This is a genomic window from Brevibacterium aurantiacum (assembly GCF_003932995.1).
GTDB classification, from domain to species: Bacteria; Actinomycetota; Actinomycetes; order Actinomycetales; family Brevibacteriaceae; genus Brevibacterium; species Brevibacterium aurantiacum.
In genome coordinates, this window is sequence record NZ_CP025333.1 from 2,406,499 (window position 1) to 2,424,730 (window position 18,232).

General features: G+C 63.1%; 15 protein-coding genes. 2 read left to right on the forward strand and 13 right to left on the reverse strand.

What is annotated here, in order from left to right:
* Nucleotides 1-56 precede the first annotated feature (56 nt).
* Both CXR25_RS11170 and CXR25_RS11175 read left to right on the forward strand, forming a co-directional pair.
* Nucleotides 57-848 carry a spermidine synthase gene (locus tag CXR25_RS11170; RefSeq protein ID WP_069600302.1) on the forward strand — a complete coding sequence of 264 codons (792 nt, stop codon included), beginning with the start codon at nt 57-59 and terminating at the stop codon, nt 846-848.
* Nucleotides 849-934: 86 nt separating this feature from the next.
* Nucleotides 935-3,145 carry a HelD family protein gene (locus CXR25_RS11175; protein WP_009884382.1) on the forward strand — a complete coding sequence of 737 codons (2,211 nt, stop codon included), beginning with the start codon at nt 935-937 and terminating at the stop codon, nt 3,143-3,145.
* 245 nt (nt 3,146-3,390) lie between these two features.
* On the opposite strand, the gene nrdR is transcribed toward CXR25_RS11175, so the two are convergent.
* The 13 genes from nrdR to CXR25_RS11240 form a co-directional block, all read right to left on the reverse strand.
* Nucleotides 3,391-3,888 carry a transcriptional regulator NrdR gene (gene nrdR, locus CXR25_RS11180; protein ID WP_009884381.1) on the reverse strand — a complete coding sequence of 166 codons (498 nt, stop codon included), beginning with the start codon at nt 3,886-3,888 and terminating at the stop codon, nt 3,391-3,393.
* 2 nt (nt 3,889-3,890) lie between these two features.
* Nucleotides 3,891-5,201 carry a histidinol dehydrogenase gene (gene hisD / locus CXR25_RS11185; RefSeq protein WP_125240551.1) on the reverse strand — a complete coding sequence of 437 codons (1,311 nt, stop codon included), beginning with the start codon at nt 5,199-5,201 and terminating at the stop codon, nt 3,891-3,893.
* 29 nt (nt 5,202-5,230) lie between these two features.
* Nucleotides 5,231-8,740 carry a DNA polymerase III subunit alpha gene (gene dnaE, locus CXR25_RS11190; protein ID WP_236850743.1) on the reverse strand — a complete coding sequence of 1,170 codons (3,510 nt, stop codon included), beginning with the start codon at nt 8,738-8,740 and terminating at the stop codon, nt 5,231-5,233.
* Nucleotides 8,741-8,943: 203 nt separating this feature from the next.
* Nucleotides 8,944-9,867 carry an RluA family pseudouridine synthase gene (locus tag CXR25_RS11195; RefSeq protein ID WP_009884378.1) on the reverse strand — a complete coding sequence of 308 codons (924 nt, stop codon included), beginning with the start codon at nt 9,865-9,867 and terminating at the stop codon, nt 8,944-8,946.
* Complete coding sequence (locus CXR25_RS11200) at nt 9,860-10,405, reverse strand: signal peptidase II (RefSeq protein ID WP_009884377.1); 546 nt, start codon at nt 10,403-10,405, stop codon at nt 9,860-9,862. The genes CXR25_RS11195 and CXR25_RS11200 overlap by 8 nt, the downstream gene beginning before the upstream one ends.
* Before the next feature lie 132 nt (nt 10,406-10,537).
* Complete coding sequence (locus tag CXR25_RS11205; protein ID WP_125240552.1) at nt 10,538-11,377, reverse strand: DivIVA domain-containing protein; 840 nt, start codon at nt 11,375-11,377, stop codon at nt 10,538-10,540.
* A gap of 262 nt (nt 11,378-11,639) precedes the next feature.
* The gene (locus tag CXR25_RS11210) at nt 11,640-11,939 is read right to left on the reverse strand and encodes a YggT family protein (protein ID WP_069600305.1); all 300 of its coding nucleotides are present in this window, start codon (nt 11,937-11,939) and stop codon (nt 11,640-11,642) included.
* Nucleotides 11,940-12,267: 328 nt separating this feature from the next.
* Nucleotides 12,268-12,759 carry a cell division protein SepF gene (locus CXR25_RS11215; protein ID WP_009884374.1) on the reverse strand — a complete coding sequence of 164 codons (492 nt, stop codon included), beginning with the start codon at nt 12,757-12,759 and terminating at the stop codon, nt 12,268-12,270.
* A gap of 76 nt (nt 12,760-12,835) precedes the next feature.
* A complete protein-coding gene (pgeF, locus tag CXR25_RS11220; protein ID WP_096162300.1) occupies nt 12,836-13,594 on the reverse strand; it encodes a peptidoglycan editing factor PgeF in 759 nt (252 codons plus the stop codon).
* Between the two features lies 1 nt (nt 13,595).
* Complete coding sequence (ftsZ, locus tag CXR25_RS11225; protein ID WP_009883149.1) at nt 13,596-14,777, reverse strand: cell division protein FtsZ; 1,182 nt, start codon at nt 14,775-14,777, stop codon at nt 13,596-13,598.
* Between the two features lie 190 nt (nt 14,778-14,967).
* Complete coding sequence (locus CXR25_RS11230; RefSeq protein WP_069600307.1) at nt 14,968-15,723, reverse strand: cell division protein FtsQ/DivIB; 756 nt, start codon at nt 15,721-15,723, stop codon at nt 14,968-14,970.
* A 5-nt stretch (nt 15,724-15,728) separates the two neighbouring features.
* On the reverse strand, nt 15,729-17,129 hold the full coding sequence (gene murC, locus CXR25_RS11235; protein WP_125240553.1) for a UDP-N-acetylmuramate--L-alanine ligase: 1,401 nt from the start codon (nt 17,127-17,129) through the stop codon (nt 15,729-15,731).
* 2 nt (nt 17,130-17,131) lie between these two features.
* Nucleotides 17,132-18,232, reverse strand: a complete 1,101-nt coding sequence (locus CXR25_RS11240) for a UDP-N-acetylglucosamine--N-acetylmuramyl-(pentapeptide) pyrophosphoryl-undecaprenol N-acetylglucosamine transferase (protein ID WP_096158822.1) — start codon at nt 18,230-18,232, stop codon at nt 17,132-17,134.

The window sequence follows — 18,232 nt, forward strand, 5'->3', positions numbered from 1 at the left end:
CCCACGCTGTGACACCCGGAATTGCCACCGAGGCACATCTGGCATACAAGTGAGGGGTGGCGAAACGACGGATATACACAGCACCCGGCTCACAAGTCGTCGATATCTCGACCGGCACTGCGCGGCTGGAGAAGGTCGACGGTGAGGTCGACAGCTACGTCCTTCATGTCAACGGTGTGCCGTCTTCGTCGATCACTCTGAGTGAGCCGACTCGTCTGGACTTCGAATATCTGGATTGGATGTCGCGGATCATCGACGTCCAGTTCGCACCGGGACCGCTGCGAGCGGTCCACATCGGGGCCGCCGGATGCGCCCTCGCTCGTGCCCTCCATGCACAGCGCCCGGGGTCGAAGCAGACGGCAATCGACATCGACCCGGTTCTCCTCGACTATTCGCGCGACTGGTTTGATCTGCCGCGCTCCCCCGCGCTTGCACTGCGCGCCGGCGACGGTGCCCTCGAAGTTGAGAAGTTCCGGCCCGACACCCTTGATGTGCTCATCCGTGATGCCTTCGATCACGACTCTGTGCCCCCGACGCTGCAGACTTCGGAGTTCTTCACCACCAGCGCACGAATCCTCAAGGACACGGGGGTCTATATCGCCAACGTCCCCGACTCCGGCGACCATCGGGTCCTCCGGGCCGAGCTTGAGCTGCTGTACTCTGCCTTCGACCACGTTGCTGCGGCCGCCGAACCGGGGATTCTCAAGGGCCGTCGACGCGGCAATGTGGTCGTCATCGCCTCGGCTTCTCCACTGGAAGTGCCCGAACTCGACAGGAGTCTGCGGACCGCCGCGACCATGGCGACCTTCCTTTCCGGGCACAGTCTGAAGTCGCGGCTGGGGCTGTGACGGAACACACCAGCATTGTTTCAGTGCTTCCAACTACTCCCGGTGAGAAAAGTTCGGCATAATGGAATGCCGATTGGGAAGGTGAGATGACCGAGACTTCAGAAATACGCGTCGAGCAGGTCAAGCTTGACGAGCTCTATGCACGACTCGACGAATTGCGAGATGAGGCCACGGCCCGACTGGGCAAGGTGAGGATCTCCGAGGTCGGCGGCAATCATCAGCACCGGAGTGAGCGCGATGCGTTCGCAACTCTGTATGAGGACCAGCTGATCCGACTCAACAGCGCTGAGGACGGGCTGTGCTTCGGCCGTCTCGATCTCAGATCGGACGCGGAGCCCAGCTATATCGGACGGATCGGGCTCACCGACGCCAACCGTCAGCAGATCCTCATCGACTGGCGTGCTCCGGCCTCGGAGCGCTTCTACCAGTCGACTGCTGCCAATCCGGCCGGTGTCATCCGGCGTCGCCATCTGGTGACGAAGAACCGCACGGTCACCGACCTCGAGGACGATGTGCTCGACATCGAGGCCCTCGATGATGATGAACGGTCGAATCTGCAGGGCGAGGGCGCGCTGATCGCGGCCCTGACCAATCACCGCACCGGTCGCATGGGCGATATCGTCGCAACCATTCAGGCCGAGCAGGACGCCATCATCCGCCAGCCGCTGCAGGGTGTGCTCGTCGTCCAAGGCGGACCGGGAACAGGGAAGACGGCGGTGGCACTCCACCGTGCGGCCTTCCTCCTCTACCGTCACCGGGAGCGCATCGCGAAATCGGGTGTGCTGCTGGTCGGCCCCTCGGCGGTGTTCCTCAAGTACATCGAGAAGGTCCTGCCCAGCCTCGGCGAAACGGGTGCCCTTCTGCTCACCCCCGGACAGCTCTACCCCGGTCTCGAGACCGAGCTGAGCGATGACACGGATGTCGCGGTGATCAAGGGGCGATCCGAGATGGCCACGGTGCTGAGGAATCACATCGCCAACTACGAGCGGATCCCCGAGCAGGACGAAGAGCTGCGAGTCGGCTCGCACACCATCTGGCTGCGTCGCCGCGACGTGCGCGGGGCCCGCGATCGAGCCCGTCGCAGCGGGGACGCTCACAATGCCGCCCGCAACGGCTTCGTCTCCGGTCTGCTCAAGACCCTCGCAGAGGATCTGGCACGGCAGATGGGCCTCGACGGTGCAGGTGAGCGACTGCCGGAGCTGATGGACGAACTGCGTTCGAGCGTGGACGTGCGCCGGGCTCTCAATCTCGCCTGGTTCCCCATCAGTCCCGCTGCGGCTCTGCGTGCGTTGCTGTCCAAGCCGCACAAGCTGCAGGCCGCCGCCGAGCGACTGCTGTCCCCCGAAGACCAGCAGAGACTGATCCGCCCTGCGAACGCAGAGCTGACCATCGAGGACGTTCCTCTCCTCGACGAGCTCGCGGAGCTGCTCGGCAGCAGCCCGCAGCAGACTGCCGCGCGCGATGAATCGGCTCGGGAATACGCCGAGGCGGTCCTCGACATGACGGACACCTCGGCTCTCATCGATGCGGAGACACTGGCTGCCCGATGGGAGGAGGAAGGCCCGACAGTCACGTTGGCCGAGCGTGCGCTCGACGATCGCGAATGGACCTACGGCCACCTCGTCGTCGACGAGGCTCAGGAACTCTCCCCCATGCAGTGGCGGGTGCTCTTCCGTCGAGTTCCGTCGAAGTCCGCGACTGTCGTGGGTGACCTGGCTCAGTCCTCGCACGTGGACAACACCCGGACTTGGAATTCCATCCTGTCCGAGTTCGTCGGCGATCGCTACAGCCTGCAGGTGCTCACCGTCTCCTACCGAACTCCGCAGTCGGTCATGGACCTGGCTAACCGCTACCTGCATCGCCATTTCCCGCAGCTCGAACTCGTCGAATCGGTTCGCCAGGGCGGTCCCGACCCACGAATGGACTCGTTCTCCTCGACGCAGGAGACACTCGCGGCACTCGTTCCCACTGTCAGGGATGAGGTCGAGACCGTCGGCGGCGGCAAGATCGCCGTGATCGCTGCGCGCGATCTCATCGATTCCGTCGCCGAGGTGCTGGCCGGCTTCGACATCGGCCGTTCAGTCACCGGCCTCGACCATCAGATCGCGGTCATCACCGCTCAGCAGGCGAAGGGCCTGGAATTCGATTCCGTGGTCATCGTCGAACCCGGTCTGATCGCTCCCGAGGGGCACGAAGACGGGGTCGGAGCGCTCTATGTGTCGTTGACCCGTACGACGGATAGGCTGCGGATCTTGGCTTCTGCGCCGACCGAGCTGTCAGAGCTCATCGCAGACTGAGGCAGGCTGACCTCCCGGTCTCTCAGCACGCCTGAGAGAAGACGAACAGAGGGCGCATCGGAATCATTCCCGATGCGCCCTCTGTCGTCGTGGAGCAAGTCTCACGGAGAAATTAAAGGGCCGCTTGACGGTTCGGCTTCCCCTCCGAACCGCAAGCGGCCGCGCGCCGAAGCGCGCACTGTCAATATTACACAAGAATCGGTGCGCTGGACTACTCCGCTCACAGAATTCTGTCGGTGATTTTCTCAGGCTTGGAAATCTTCGGGAATTGCCTGCCTGGCATCGCCCGATTTCAATGCGGCGTCGGCACGCAGCGAGTCGATCGCCGCCTCGAAGTCTTCGAGGGAGTCGAAGCCCTGGTAGACGCTGGCGAATCTCAGGTAGGCGACCTGGTCGAGTTCGCGCAGCGGTTCGAGGATGCTCAGACCCACCTCGTCGGCATCGATCTCGGCGATCCCTTTGGACCGAATGTCCTCTTCGACCTTCTGCGCGAGCTTCGCCAGGTCGTCGTCATTGACCGGACGCCCCTGGCAGGCCTTGCGCACACCCGACATGATCTTCTGTCGGGAAAACTCCTCGGTCACACCGGAACGCTTGATCACCGAGAGGCTGGTCGCCTCCATGGTCGTGAAGCGGCGCCCGCAATGACGGCACTGCCGGCGACGCCGGATCGCGGCGCCGTCTTCGCTGGTCCGCGAATCGACGACTCGGGAATCTGATTCACGACAGAACGGACAACGCATATCTACTCCTCGAACCGGATGCTGACGGCGCGACCGTGGGCGGGCAGCTGTTCACTGTCGGCCAGCACCTCGATGTGGTCGGCGACCTCGGCCAGTGCCGAACGGTCATAGTCGATGACCTGGCTGACCTTGATGAATGAGTGCACTCCGAGGCCGGAGCCGTGTGCCGCGGTTCCCATGGTGGGCAGGACGTGGTTCGAGCCTGCGCAGTAGTCGCCCAGGGACACCGGGGACCAATCTCCGACGAACACCGCTCCCCCGTTGGTGATGCGGGCAGCGACGGTATCAGCCTCGGCGGTGTGGACCTCGACGTGCTCCCCGGCGTAGCCGTTTACGACATCGATTCCTGCGTCGATATCGTCGACGAGGACGATGGCGGACTGCTGACCCGACAGTGCGGTGTTGATCCGCGCTTCGTGTGCGGCGGCCGGGACCTGGGTGAGCAGTTCTACCTGGACCCGTTCGGAGAGTTCGGTCGAGTCCGTAACGAGAACGGAGGCCGCCAGTTCGTCGTGTTCGGCTTGGCTGATGAGATCGGCGGCGACGAAGGCCGGATCGGCGTTCGCGTCTGCGAGGATGATGATTTCGGTGGGTCCGGCCACGGCGTCGATGCCGACCTGGGATCGCATGAGCGATTTGGCGGCGGCGACGTAGGCGTTGCCCGGACCGGTGATGAGGTCGACGGGGTCGAGCTGCTCCACATCATCGAGGCCGTAGGCCAGCGCTCCGATGGCTTGGGCACCGCCCATGGCCCAGACCTCGTCGACGCCGAGGATGTGGGCTGTGGCGAGCACCGTGGGGTGGGGCAGTCCGTTGCTCTGCGGTGGGCTGGCGATAGCCAGTGAGGCTGACCCTGCAGCCTGTGCCGGCACGACGTTCATCACGACGGTCGATGGGTAGACTGCCAGCCCGCCGGGAACATAGAGACCGACTCGTTCGATCGGCAGGTGCCGTGTCGTCACGTGCGCACCGGAGGCCAACTGTGTGCGGACGTCTGTGGGTCGCTGGTCCGCAGCAACCTTCCTGGCTCGGGAGATCGATTCGACCAGGGCAGCCTTGACCGAGGGGTCCAGTTCGGCTTCGGCGCGTTCCAGTTCGGAGGCGGGCACACGCAGCGACTCAAGGGTGACCGAGTCGAACCTCTCGGTGAATTCCTTCACGGCACGGGTTCCCCCAGCCTGTACCTGAGCCAGGAGCTCGGCGACTCGTCGTTCGATGTCGGCATGCGTCTCGGCGGCACGAGGCAGTCTCTGCTTGAGGAATCGCTTGTTCAGTCTCTCGCCGCGGAAGTCCAGAATGTTCACCCGCACCATTCTAGTCCCCGCCCTCACCGCTCGTGTTCTCAGGCTGTCAGACAGCGGGATCCCAGCAGTGCCTTGAGGTCACCGTAGAGGCTCGGATTGGGATCGACGCGGATGGCGCGATCCAGACGCATCACCGTCTGCCGGCCCGGCTGCGAGAGCACCAGGTGCACATCGGTCTGGCCCTTGTGGGATTCGAGGACCTGGAGCAGCTTCGAGGCCATCTCCTCTGTGGCCTTCTCCATCGGCAGCATGAGGTTGAGCGGACGATCCTTCGGGTCGGTGACATCGGGAATCGTCATCGACATCGCCATCATCGACGTCGGGCGGTCATCGGAATGGCGGATGCGTCCGGTCAGCGAGATGACGAGGTCGTTGGTCAGCAGGCTCGCCACAGGTTCGTAGGTGTCACCGAAGAACATGACCTCCACCTCGGCGTTCAGGTCCTCCACGGTCACGATCGCGTACGGCTTGCCTGAGTTCTTCGACACCTTGCGGCTGACTTGGGTGATCATGCCGCAGATCTTGACCTGCGATCCATCGTGGCGGTGGGACTCCGGATCCACCACCTCGGCGATGGAGGCCTCCGACTCAGCTGCCAGGACTCCTTCGAGACCATTGAGCGGGTGGTCGGAGACGTAGAGGCCGATCATGTCGCGTTCGAACGCGAGCTTCTCCTTCTTCTCCCATTCCGGTCGGTCGGGAATCGCCACGGAGAAGCTCGGCTCGTCATCGTCCCCGCCGAGTCCGGCGAACAGATCGAACTGGCCGTTGGCCTCCTGACGTTTGACGCCGATGACCGAGTCGACGGCCTCCTCATGGACCTCGACGAGTGATCTGCGAGTCTGGCCCAGCGAATCGAAGCCGCCGGCCTTGATGAGCGATTCGATCGTGCGCTTGTTGCAGACGTGGCTGGGCACCTTGTCGAGGAAGTCCGTGAAGGAGGTGTATGCCCCCTTCTCCCCACGGGCTTCGACGATGCCGTCGACGACGTTGGCGCCGACGTTGCGCACGGCTCCCATACCGAAGCGGATGTCCTCACCGACTGGGGTGAAGTGCAGGGCCGAGTCGTTGACGTCTGGCGGCAGCACCGTGATGCCCAGGCGTCGACACTCATTGAGGTAGATCGCGAGTTTGTCCTTGTTGTCGCCCACCGAGGTGAGCAGCGCGGCCATGTACTCCGCCGTGTAGTGAGCCTTGAGGAAGGCCGTCCAATAGGACACGAGACCGTAGGCCGCCGAGTGGGCCTTGTTGAACGCATAGTCGGAGAAGGGCAGCAGAATGTCCCACAGGGCCTGCGCCGCCGCCTCGGAGTAGCCACGTTCCTTCATGCCGCCGAAGAAGCCGACCTGCTGTTTGTCCAGCTCGGACTTCTTCTTCTTGCCCATGGCGCGACGCAGAATATCCGCCTGGCCCAGCGAGTACCCGGCGACCTTCTGCGCGATCGCCATCACCTGCTCCTGGTAGATGATGAGACCGTAGGTCGTGCCGAGGATATCCTCGAGAGGCTCCTCGAGCTCCGGATGGATCGGGGTGACCTCCTGCAGACCGTTCTTGCGCAGCGCGAAGTTCGTGTGGGAGTCGGCACCCATGGGGCCCGGACGGTAGAGCGCAATCGTTGCGGAGATGTCTTCGAAGTTGTCCGGCTTCATCAGTCGCAGCAGGGCGCGCAGTCCACCGCCGTCGAGCTGGAACACGCCGAGTGTGTCACCACGGGAGAGCAGATCGTAGGCCCCGCGGTCGTCGAGGTCGAGGTGTTCGAGATCGAGATCGTAATCGCGGTTCGCTTTGATGTTCTCAACCGCGTCGGAGATGATCGTGAGGTTTCTCAGCCCCAGGAAGTCCATCTTGATCAGTCCGAGGCCCTCAGAGGTGGGGTAGTCGAACTGGGTGATGACCTGGCCGTCCTGGAAACGACGCATGATCGGAATGACATCGATGATCGGGTCCGAGGACATGATCACTCCGGCAGCGTGGACGCCCCACTGCCGCTTCAGTCCCTCGATGCCCTTCGCCGTCTCGAAGGTCTCACGCGCATCCGGGTCGGAGTCGACGAATTCTCTGAACTCCCCCGCCTCGTTGTAGCGCTTCGATTCGGCGTTCTCGATGTCGGCCAGCGGAATGTCCTTGGCCATCTCGGCCGGGGGCAGAGCCTTGGTCAGACGCTCCCCCATCGAGAACGGCTTGCCGAGGACGCGCGCGGAGTCCTTGAGCGCCATCTTCGTCTTGATCGTGCCGTAGGTGACGATCATGGCGACACGTTCGTCACCGTACTTCCGTGTCACATAGTCGATGACCTCGCCGCGGCGACGATCATCGAAGTCGACGTCGAAGTCGGGCATGGAGACACGGTCAGGGTTGAGGAAGCGCTCGAAGAACAGTCCGTGCTTGAGCGGGTCGAGGTCGGTGATGCGCATCGCGTAGGCGACCATAGAGCCGGCACCCGAACCACGTCCGGGTCCGACGCGGATGCCGTTGTCCTTCGACCAGTTGATGAAGTCGGCGACGACGAGGAAGTAACCGGGGAAGCCCATCGAGATGATGACGTCGAGCTCGTAGTCGGCCTGCTTGCGCACATCGTCGGGGATTCCTCCCGGGTACCGGTATTCGAGTCCCGTCTGCACCTCTTTGACCAGCCAGGACGTTTCGTCTTCGCCGGGAGGGCAGGGGAACTTCGGCATGTAGTTCGCCGAGGTGTCGAAGGAGACTTCGCACTTCTCGGCGATCTCGAGGGTGTTGTCGCAGGCCTCGGGGAATTCGGAGAACAGGGCGCGCATCTCCGCACCCGATTTGAGGTAGTAGCCGGATCCGGAGAAGGCGAAGCGGGAGCCGCCCTGGTCATAGGTGGGCTCGATGAGCTTCGACCCGGATTGGATGGCCAGCAGCGCTTCGTGGGCCTTCGCATCGGACTCATGCGTGTAGTGCAGGTCGTTGGTCGCGACCAAGGGAATGTCCATCTCCTTCGACAGACGGATGAGGTCCTTGGTCACACGCTTTTCGATCGAGAGCCCATGGTCCATGAGCTCGACATAGTAGTTGTCCTTGCCGAACATCTCACGGTATTTGCCGGCAGCGGCCCTGGCCTCTTCGTACTGCCCGAGGCGCAGGCGGACCTGGATCTCCCCCGAGGGACAGCCCGTGGTCGCGATGAGCCCCTCCGAGTAGGTCTCGAGCAGGTCCTGGTCGATGCGCGGCCACTTGCTGAAGACAGAGTCGAGGGAAGCGTAGGACGAGGCCTTGAAGAGATTGCGCATGCCCGTGTTGTTGCGTGAGAGCAGGGTCATGTGGGTGTAGGCACCACCGCCGGAGAGATCGTCACGTTTCTGCGACTCATCCGTGCGCCATTTCACCCTGGTCTTATCGCGCCGGTCGGTGCCGGGAGTGACATAGGCCTCGACGCCGATGATGGGTTTGATGCCGGCTGCGGTCGCCTGCGACCAGAAGTCGAAGGCACCGAAGAGATAGCCGTGGTCCGTGGTCGCGATGGCCGACATTCCCGATGCCTTGGTCGCGGCCATCAGGTCCGTGAGTCGGGCGGCTCCGTCCAACATGGAGTATTCGGTGTGGACGTGAAGATGGACGAAATCGTCTTTCGGCACTGACAGCCTTCCCTCAGATATGACCTTTGCTGCGACCCCCAGCTTAGACCATCTCCGGGTCTGCCAGCGGAGCCCGAAACGCCACCTCGGCGACCGAGAAGATGTCGGTCAGCGAGGTGGCGCTACGGAGCTGCGACGCAGTTTCCGAGGTGAGATCAGGACGTACGGATGCGATCGATCGCGTACTGCAGGTCCTCGGGGTATCCGCTCTCGAATTCGACCCATTCGTTCGACTCCGGGTGATGGAAGCCGAGCTTGACGGCGTGCAGCCATTGACGTTCCAGGTGAAGGTCCTTAGCCAGAGTCGGATCCGCGCCGTAGGGAAGATCACCGACGCAGGGGCGTTTCAGCGCAGAGAAGTGGACTCGGATCTGGTGGGTGCGCCCGGTTTCGAGATGCACCTCGACCAGGGACGCTCGTCGGTGAGCTTCGAGCACCTCATAGTGGGTGATCGCGTTCTTACCTCCGCTGTGGACGGCGTAGAGACCGTCATGGCGAGGGTTGCGGGCGATGGGCGCGTCGATGGTGCCGAGCACAGGATCCGGCAGTCCCTGGACGACGGCGTGATAGGTCTTCTCCACGGTGCGTTCCTTGAACGCGCGTTTGAGCACGCTGTAGGCGTATTCGCTCTTTGCGATGACCATCAGGCCCGAGGTGCCGACGTCGAGGCGCTGGACGATTCCCTGTCGTTCGGGTGCACCCGAGGTCGCGATTCTGAAGCCGGCTGCGGCGAGTCCGCCCACGACGGTTCTCCCCTTCCAGCCCAGTGCCGGGTGAGCGGCGACGCCGACGGGTTTGTCGACGACGACGAAGGAATCCTCGTCGTGGACGACCTTCATTCCGGGCACGGGATCCGGGACGACTTCCAGCGGTCGCGGAGGTTCGGGCATCTCGATGTCCAGACGCTCTCCGGCGGAGACCCGATCCGATTTTGCGACGACCTGTCCTGACAGCTGCACGCCCCCTTCGGCGCAGATGTCGGCGGCTGCTGTGCGGGAGAGCCCCAGCAGCTTCGACAGCGCAGAGTCCACCCGTTGGCCTTCGAGGCCCTCGGGTACCAGGATCGAGCGTTCAGCCATGTGTGTCCTCTCCGACCGTGTTCTCGTGCTTCGAGTCCGATCCGTCCAGTTCAATGCCTTTGAGGCTGACGACCACGAGGGTGACAGCCGCTGCGGATATCGCAATGTCAGCGACATTGCAGATGAAAAACGATAGGTCAATGAAATCGACTACGGCACCGTGGAGGAATCCCGGTTGTCGGAACAGCCGGTCCACGAGGTTGCCGAACAGTCCGCCCAACAGCAGACCCAGTCCGATGGCCCAGGCCACGGAGCCCAACTTCCTCGACAACATGATGATCGCGACGAAGACAGCGATTGCGATGAGAGGGAAGATCCACGTCACACCGGACCCGAGTCCGAGTGCCGCACCTGGGTTCCGATAGAAGTTGAAGCCTGCCAGAGTGCCGATGACGGCGACTGGCTCCTGTCCTTCGAGAAATCGGACCGCGAGGAACTTCGTGAACTGATCCACGATAAGGACGATCCCGGCAATGCCGAACAGCATCCCGAGCATTCTGCGCCGCCGGGGTCTTGTCTCAGTGGCATCATCGTTCATTTGGCTCATTCTAACTCACTGACTGATGACGCGATGGCACGGAAGGAGCCGTTATGCGCCATCTCACCCGGGCACGAACAAGGCCCGGGATCTCCATGGAGCTCCCGGACCTTGCGTGTCTGCTGTGACGAATCAGAGTTTGTGATTCGACGACGAACCGAAGGAGTTCCCGTCCAGGGTCTCCGGTGCCAGACTTGTCGAATTCTCGAGGTCGCGCAGCTGATCGTTGAGGTAGCTCTTGAGCCGCGTGCGGTACTGACGCTCGAAGTTCGAGAGCTGATCGATGGAGCGCTCGAGGGTCGACTTCTGGGTTTCCAGGGTCGACAGTGTCTCGTCGCGCTTGGTCTCAGCCTTGCCAACGATGTCCTTGGCTTCGGTCTCTGCAGACTTGATGAGCTCGTCGCGGCGGCGTTCGCCTTCAGCCACATGCTCGTCGTGGACGCGCTGTGCAAGAGCGATGAGCCCGTGGGCGTCGCCGTCTCCGCTGCCGAGACCCGAACCGAGGCCGAGGCCAGCGGCTGTGCCTGCTGCAGCAGCTGGTGCTGCGTTGTTGCCGGCAGAAGCAGATTCCTTCGCTGCAGGAGTCTGAGCGGCAGGTGCTGCTTCCTTGACTGCAGGTGCGGAAGGCTGTTCGGTGGTTTCCGGGACAGCAGGTGCTGCTGGGGTCTGCTCCTGCTTCGGCGCTTCGGCGGCCTTCTGCGAGGAGGGAGCCGGCACCGCGGCAGGCATTGCCTGAGTGGCGTCGATGTCCTTAGCGGGTGCGGCAGCAGATGCTCCGCCGGCGTCGAGTTCCTTGACGCGCTGTTCGGCGGTGGAGAGCTTCTGACGAAGTTCGTCGTTCTCCTGGTAGAGACGGCGGATCTCTACGACTACCTCATCGAGGAAATCGTCGACTTCATCCTGGTCGTACCCGTCGCGGAACTTCACATGCTGGAACCGCTTGTTTACTACGTCTTCAGGCGTGAGCGCCATGAGGTCACCTTTGGTCGATCTACATTCATTACGCTGCCGCCTTAAAGACGGCTTCAACGTCACATTAGCGTAACACCTGCAGTTTTGTCCTGCAGAAATGCCGTGTCGCAATTTTCATATGACGAAGTTGTAATAATCGAGCCTAGCAACACCCGGTTCTGTTCCGCGAACTGAGCACCTTCTCAGGACAGCCGCAGTGATGCGTGTAACAGTAGTGAAACGAAGAGGAAGCTCGTGCTGTAAGTGTTCTCAGCGAGTTGCTTCAGGCGCTCACCCTCGAGAAGTTGAACAGAACAGATGCAAGGATCTGGATTCCGATCAGCAGCACGATGAAGCCCAGATCCAGTGAGATCTGACCCAGGCGCAGGGGCGGAATCACCTTGCGCAGGAGGCGCAGCGGCGGATCGGTCAGCGTGTACACGATCTCTGCCAGAACAAGGAAGAAACCAGCAGGTTTCCATTCGCGTGAGAAGACCTGGACGAGGTCGAGGACGACTCGCGCCAGCAGAACATAGACGTAAAGACTGAGTGCCGTGCCGAGGATGTAGAAGATGATGGCCACGTGTTTCCTCGTGCCTTTCTTTGGTGCTTAGCTGTCGATCCCCAGCGTATACGGTCGAGCTGAGGATGAGATCAGAATGACTTCGACCAGAGCCCGAACGCGTTGCACGGACTACGCCGCAACAGGTCCGACCGGGTGATCTCAGTTCAGTTCCGGGCGGGTGATCTCAGTGCTGGTCCAGGCGAATTCGCCTGAGTTCGCGAGGTTCAGTTCTGGTCGATGAGGCTGCGTCTGAGTTGACGCAACCCCGCTCCGGTTGAACGTGCCCAACTCTGGTTGAACGAATCTGAGTTCTGTTTGAACGGGACTCAGTTCTGTTGAACCAGTCTCAGCTCTGGTTGAAGAAGCTCGCCTGGGTGTCGGGGTCGGACTCGTTCTCGCCGCTGACCTCGATGTCCTCAGGGGTGAGAAGAAACACCTTGTTGGTCACACGCTCGATCGAGCCGTGCAGACCGAAGATCAGGCCGGCGGAGAAGTCGACGAGGCGCTTTGAGTTGTTCTCGTCCATTTCGGACAGGTTCATGATCACCGGGGTTCCCTCACGGAACGCGGCACCGATCACCATCGCGTCGTTGTAGCTGCGGGGGTGGATTGTCTTAATGCGGTTCATGGAGATTCCTGGCGCGGGAGAGTCGACTGGACGAATCGGTGACGGATGGATCGGCGTCACCTGGGCGGAGGGCCGTTCCTCTTCTTCCTCGACATGATCGTCGACGGGCTCTTCGTAGGTGTCGATGACCTCGCGGTCACGACGTTCGATGGGCTCGTCCTCTTCTTCGACGAAACCCAGGTATTCCAGCGTCTTCTTGATTGCTGACATTTTTCCACTCCTCGGCCTTCGGCACTTCCTCGCCTGCCGCCAAACTATCTCAACAGACCGGCCTGGCGGGTGAGTCTCATGGGTGTGTCGTGGGGTTTTCTTCCTGGAGCCAGACCACGCCTGCGAATCTGCCTGTGCTCTGGTGTCTGCGGTAGGAGAACAGGTCCTCGGACTCGCGGGTGCAGGTGCGGGAGAAATGATCGATGTGCACGTCCGCCCGACGCAGCTGTTCGGCCACTGCCCCGGCGACGTCAAGTGCCGGGGTTCCGGTCACCGACACCGAGGCGGCCACTGGTTCGACCAGGGCGACTTCGTCCCTCATCGCGGCCGGGACCTCGTAGCACCGTGGGCACACAGAGGGTCCGATGATCGCGTGGATGTTCGCAGCGCCCAGATCCCGCATATGGGTGATCGTCTCCGCCACCACGCCTGCGGCCATTCCGGGGCGTCCGGCATGAATCGCGCCGATGACTCCGACGTCCGGGTCCGCGAGCATGATCGGTGTGCAGTCTGCGACCATGATGGCCAAGCCGATGCCACCGCGGGTGGTGACCTGCGCATCTGCCGTCGCCGGAGCCTCCCGCAGCTGCTCCGGTGACTCGACGGTGTGCACGTCGGTCCCGTGGACCTGGGACACGAAGCTCAGTCGTTCTCCGCTCAGCCCGAGGACCTGGGCCAGAGCTGCGCGGTTCGCTGCGACCAGCTCATCATCGTCCCCGACGTGTCGTGCGAGGTTGAATGATGACAGATCTCCCCTCGAGTAGCCGCCGTGCCGGTCGGTGAACGCCACATGTGCGTTCAGCCTTCCGGGGACGACGAATCTCGAGTGCAGCATCTTACTTCAGGAAATCCGGGATATCGAGGTCGTTGTCGAAGCTCGATGAGCTGCGCTCGTTGGGCAGTGAGGTCGGAATCTGATGATCCTCGTTGCGAGGCTCAGGCTCGGCCGCTGCCGCTGGTGCAGCGGGCTCGGCGTCTTCTGCCGGCGGTGCGGATTCGATGTCCGAGGGATTCGTCGCCATCGGGATCGAGGCAGGAGCAGCCTCGACCGGGGCTGAATCCTGACCGGCGACCGTGTTGTCGAATCCGGCGGCGATGACCGTGACGCGGCATTCGTCGCCGATGTTGTCATCGATGACTGCACCGAAGATGATGTTGGCTTCGGGGTGTGCAGCCTCCTGCACCAGACGAGCAGCTTCGTTGACTTCGAACAGGCCGAGGTCGGCACCGCCCTGGATGCAGAACAGCACGCCGTGGGCGCCGTCGATGCTGGCCTCGAGCAGAGGCGAGGCGATGGCGGATTCGGCGGCCTGGACGGCACGGTCATCACCGGTCGCAGCTCCGATGCCCATGAGCGCGGTTCCGGCGTCCTGCATGACCGACTTCACGTCGGCGAAGTCGAGGTTGATAAGTCCCGGGACGGAGATCAGGTCCGTGATGCCCTGGACACCCGAGCGCAGGACCTCATCGGCCGAACGGAACGCGTCGACGACGGAGACGCTGCGGTCTGAGATGGAGAGCAGACGGTCGTTGGGGATGACGATGAGGGTGTCGACCTCTTCGCGCAGTGCCGCGATGCCTGCCTCGGCCTGCGCGGAACGACGACGTCCCTCGAAGGTGAATGGGCGGGTGACGACACCGATCGTCAGTGCTCCCAGGGATCGTGCGACACGAGCCACGACAGGGGCTGCGCCCGTGCCGGTTCCGCCGCCTTCGCCTGCGGTGACGAAGACCATGTCGGCACCATCGAGTGCGTCGCGGATGGCTTCTTCGCTGGAGTCTGCGGCCTTCCGGCCGATCTCCGGATCAGCACCGGCACCGAGTCCGCGAGTCTGGTCGCGGCCGATCTCCAGCTTCACATCTGCGTCCGAGAGCACGAGTGCCTGGGCGTCCGTGTTGATCGCGATGAACTCCACGCCGCGCAAACCGACGTCGATCATCCTCTGAACAGCGTTGACACCGCCGCCGCCGGTACCGGCAACCTTGATATCCGCTCCGGAATTTGGGAATTCAGCCAAGTCGGTTCCTCTTTCGGCGCATCGTCCACGCATCATCTGCGTGCAAATTCGAAAAGTCTTCTTTGCCCTGAGGCTATTGTCCGGGGCAACACCACTGCAACTATTCTCGCCGGAGTGTCGGACATCGGCCAAACTTCAGCCCCGGTGTGTCGGCGGCAATGAGAGGCAACTGCTCCGGAATCGACGGTTTTCAGTTCGTCACGGGCACCGAGGGGACGGAGACGTCGATCTCGGTGCGTCCGTCGGCCGCCAGCTGCAGCGCGGTGCGCATCTTCAGGCCGGCGCTCGAGTCGTCACCGAAGACCACCTTCGCCTTCGTCTTTCCGGTGTCGATGACCCCTGACAGGTTCTTCTCATCCTTCGCCTGGATCGAGTGCAGGTCGGAGCGCAGCTTGGGTGGTAGCTCGGCCATGAAGCGGATCACGGCGGCCACCGTCTTCTCATCGGGTGCGCCCCCGGACTCTTTGAGCACGGTCACACCCTTCGGCGCCTTCTTGACGGTGCCAAGGTTCACGGCCTCATCGTCGAAGAGCTCGTATCCGTCACTCGTTGTGATCGCCAGAACCGGGTCCCTGTCGGTGATTTCGATGCTCAGGCTGCGCGGACCTGAGTAGTGCACCGAGGCCTCCTTCGCGCGGGGGAACTCCTTGAGCACGTTCTTCTCCACGGTTCCCGGTCGGACCTGGGGAAGCGGTGTCCCTCCCTCGGTGCGGAGAACCTCCTCAGTGACCTTCTCACCGTCGACCAGGTTACTGTCCTTGACGCTGACCTTGTCCAAGGCCAGCAGGGGCGAGAACCAGAGCACAGCGACGATGATGAGGACCGCAGCGACTGCGCCGATGAGAATCAGGCGGGAGCGCCACACCTGTCTCCGGCGGGCACGGATGACCCCGGTGAGGTCCGCGGTCGAGTTGTCGTCGGTGCGCGGTTCGGGAAGAGGCACCACGGGGTTCAGGCCTCCAGCGCGGTGAGCAGCTCAGGACCGAGGATCGTCACATCCCCGGCACCGAGGGTGAGCACGAGATCGCCGGGACGCACCCGTGCGGCCACGTAGGGCACCGCTTCGCTGAATGACTCGACGAAGGTCACATTCTCGTGTGGGACACGATCGGCGATGAGCGCACCGGTGACACCTGGCACCGGATCCTCCCGGGCGGGGAACACGTCGAGGACGACCACCTCGTCGGCAAGTCCGAGCGCCTCACCGAATTCGGTCCGGAACTCCATCGTGCGTGAGTACAGGTGCGGCTGGAAGATCGCCCACACCCGGCCTTCGTCGGTGACGACCCCGCGGGCCGCACTGAGAACGGCGCGCAGCTCTGTCGGGTGGTGGGCATAGTCGTCGATGACACGGACTCCCGCGGCGATTCCGCGCTCTTCGAAGCGGCGTCGAGTTCCTCCGTAGCCTCCGAGACCGCTGGCCGCCTTGGCCACATCGGCACCGAGGCTGTGGGCGACTGCGATCGCCGCCGTCGCATTGAGGGCGTTGTGGGTGCCCGGCTGCCGCAGCGCCACCGGCAATGGCTCTGCCTGTCCCGGGACGTCGAGAACGAATTCCGAGACCAGGCCCGATTGAAGTTCACGCAGGCGCACATCGGCTGACTCCGAGGTGCCGTAGAGGATGACCGACGTTCCCTGTGACCGGGCCTGTTGGGCCACGTCGAGCGAACCCGGGTCATCGGCGCAGGCGATGACGGTGCCGCCGTCGGCACCGATCCCTGCACAGAATTCGACGAACGCCTCCCGCACCTTCTCTGGAGTCCCGTAGTAGTCCAGGTGGTCCGCTTCGACGTTGGTGAGGATGCCGATGGTGGGTTCGTAGAGCAGGAACGAGCCGTCCGATTCGTCGGCTTCTGCGACGAAGACGTCTCCGGTCCCCAGGTGGGCGTTGGTGCCTGTGGTCGACAGCACTCCCCCGATGACGAACGAGGGGTCGAGCCCGCATGCCTGCAGCGCGACGGTCGTCATGGAGGTTGTCGTGGTCTTGCCATGGGTTCCGGCCACCGCCACGGCCCGTTTGCCCGCCATCAGTGAGGCCAGGGCTCCCGAGCGGTGCAGGATCCGCAGACCCCTGCGTTCGGCTTCGACGAGTTCGGGGTTGTCCTTGCGGATGGCTGAGGAGATGACCAGTGTGTCGGCCTCGCCGAGGTTGTCCGCCGAGTGTCCGATCTCGACTCTGGCACCCAGCGTGCGCAGAACGTCGACGCCTGCTGATCCCTTCGCATCGGAACCGGAGACTGCGACGCCGTTCATCACCATGATCCGCGCGATCCCGGACATGCCCGAACCGCCGATTCCGATGAAGTGGACGGCACCGAGTTCTGTGGCCGGGACGATTTCAGGTGTTGACATGTTCAACCTCTCAGAACGCGGGTTGCGATTGTGGCCATGGTGGTGGCGGCGTTGGTCGGATAGTGCAGATCGAGGGCCGCTGCGCTCATGGCATCCAGGCGGGCCTGGTCGCTCACCAGCGGCAGAATCTGATCGGTCACGGTCGACGGGGAGAATTCCGCATTGTCGACGAGCAGCGAGGCTCCGGCCTTGACGCTTCCGGCTGCGTTGAGGCGCTGTTCACCGTTGCCGATGGCCAAGGGAACGTAGAGGGCGGGAACCCCGACCACGGTGGCTTCGGAGACGGTGGCGGCTCCCGAACGTGCCACGAGCAGGTCCGCGACCGCGTATGCTCTGTGCATTCCGTCGACGTAGTCGACGACGTGATAGTCAGGCAGCTGGGCCGCGGCTTCCCGCAGGGCGTCGTCCTTACCGGCTCCGGTGATGTGGAGGACCTGGACCCCGGCCTCCTGGCACAGAGGTGCTGCTGCGAGGAATGCGTCGTTGATGCGCTGTGCGCCTGAGGAGCCACCGGTCACGACCAGTACGGGTTTGTCATCGCTCAGGCCGAGGTCGGCCCGCCATGCCTGTCGTTGGGCGGAGTCGCTGCGGTCCAACGAGGAGATCTCGGTCGGCATCGGCATGCCGACCAGCGTCGAATTGCGCAGCTTCGTGTCGGGGAAGGTGACCCCGACCAGACCTTGCGTCGTCAGGGCCGCGCCGAGGCGGTTCGCCATTCCGGGCTTCGCATTGGCTTCGTGGACGAGCAGTGGGATCTTCGCCTGTTTGGCTGCGATGAACGCCGGTGGGCAGACATACCCGCCGACTCCGACCACTGCCTTGACGTCACGTTCGGCGATGATCTTCTTGACGTGGGAGATATTGGCGGCGAATCGTTTGGGGAACTTCAGCGCGGCGGGCGAGATCGAACGCGGCATGGGAACCTTGTCGATCGTGAGGAGTTCGAAGCCGGCCTTCGGAACGATGTCGGCTTCGAGCCCGTCTGCGGTTCCCAGCGCGAAGACGTCCCACTCGGGATGGTTGGCACGCAGCTCACGGCCGATCGCCAGCATGGGCGATATGTGTCCGGTGGTGCCTCCACCGGCAAGGAGAATGCTCGTCAT

Bases quoted from the DNA above. Each gene is read 5' to 3' on its own strand.
- CXR25_RS11175 (WP_009884382.1), top strand. From the start codon at position 935: ATGACCGAGACTTCAGAAATACGCGTCGAGCAGGTCAAGCTTGACGAG.
- nrdR (WP_009884381.1), bottom strand. From the start codon at position 3,888: ATGCGTTGTCCGTTCTGTCGTGAATCAGATTCCCGAGTCGTCGATTCG.
- hisD (WP_125240551.1), bottom strand. From the start codon at position 5,201: ATGGTGCGGGTGAACATTCTGGACTTCCGCGGCGAGAGACTGAACAAG.
- dnaE (WP_236850743.1), bottom strand. From the start codon at position 8,740: ATGTTGGACGGAGCCGCCCGACTCACGGACCTGATGGCCGCGACCAAG.
- CXR25_RS11195 (WP_009884378.1), bottom strand. From the start codon at position 9,867: ATGGCTGAACGCTCGATCCTGGTACCCGAGGGCCTCGAAGGCCAACGG.
- CXR25_RS11200 (WP_009884377.1), bottom strand. From the start codon at position 10,405: ATGAACGATGATGCCACTGAGACAAGACCCCGGCGGCGCAGAATGCTC.
- CXR25_RS11205 (WP_125240552.1), bottom strand. From the start codon at position 11,377: ATGGCGCTCACGCCTGAAGACGTAGTAAACAAGCGGTTCCAGCATGTG.
- CXR25_RS11215 (WP_009884374.1), bottom strand. From the start codon at position 12,759: ATGTCAGCAATCAAGAAGACGCTGGAATACCTGGGTTTCGTCGAAGAA.
- pgeF (WP_096162300.1), bottom strand. From the start codon at position 13,594: ATGCTGCACTCGAGATTCGTCGTCCCCGGAAGGCTGAACGCACATGTG.
- murC (WP_125240553.1), bottom strand. From the start codon at position 17,129: ATGTCAACACCTGAAATCGTCCCGGCCACAGAACTCGGTGCCGTCCAC.
- CXR25_RS11240 (WP_096158822.1), bottom strand. From the start codon at position 18,232: ATGACGAGCATTCTCCTTGCCGGTGGAGGCACCACCGGACACATATCG.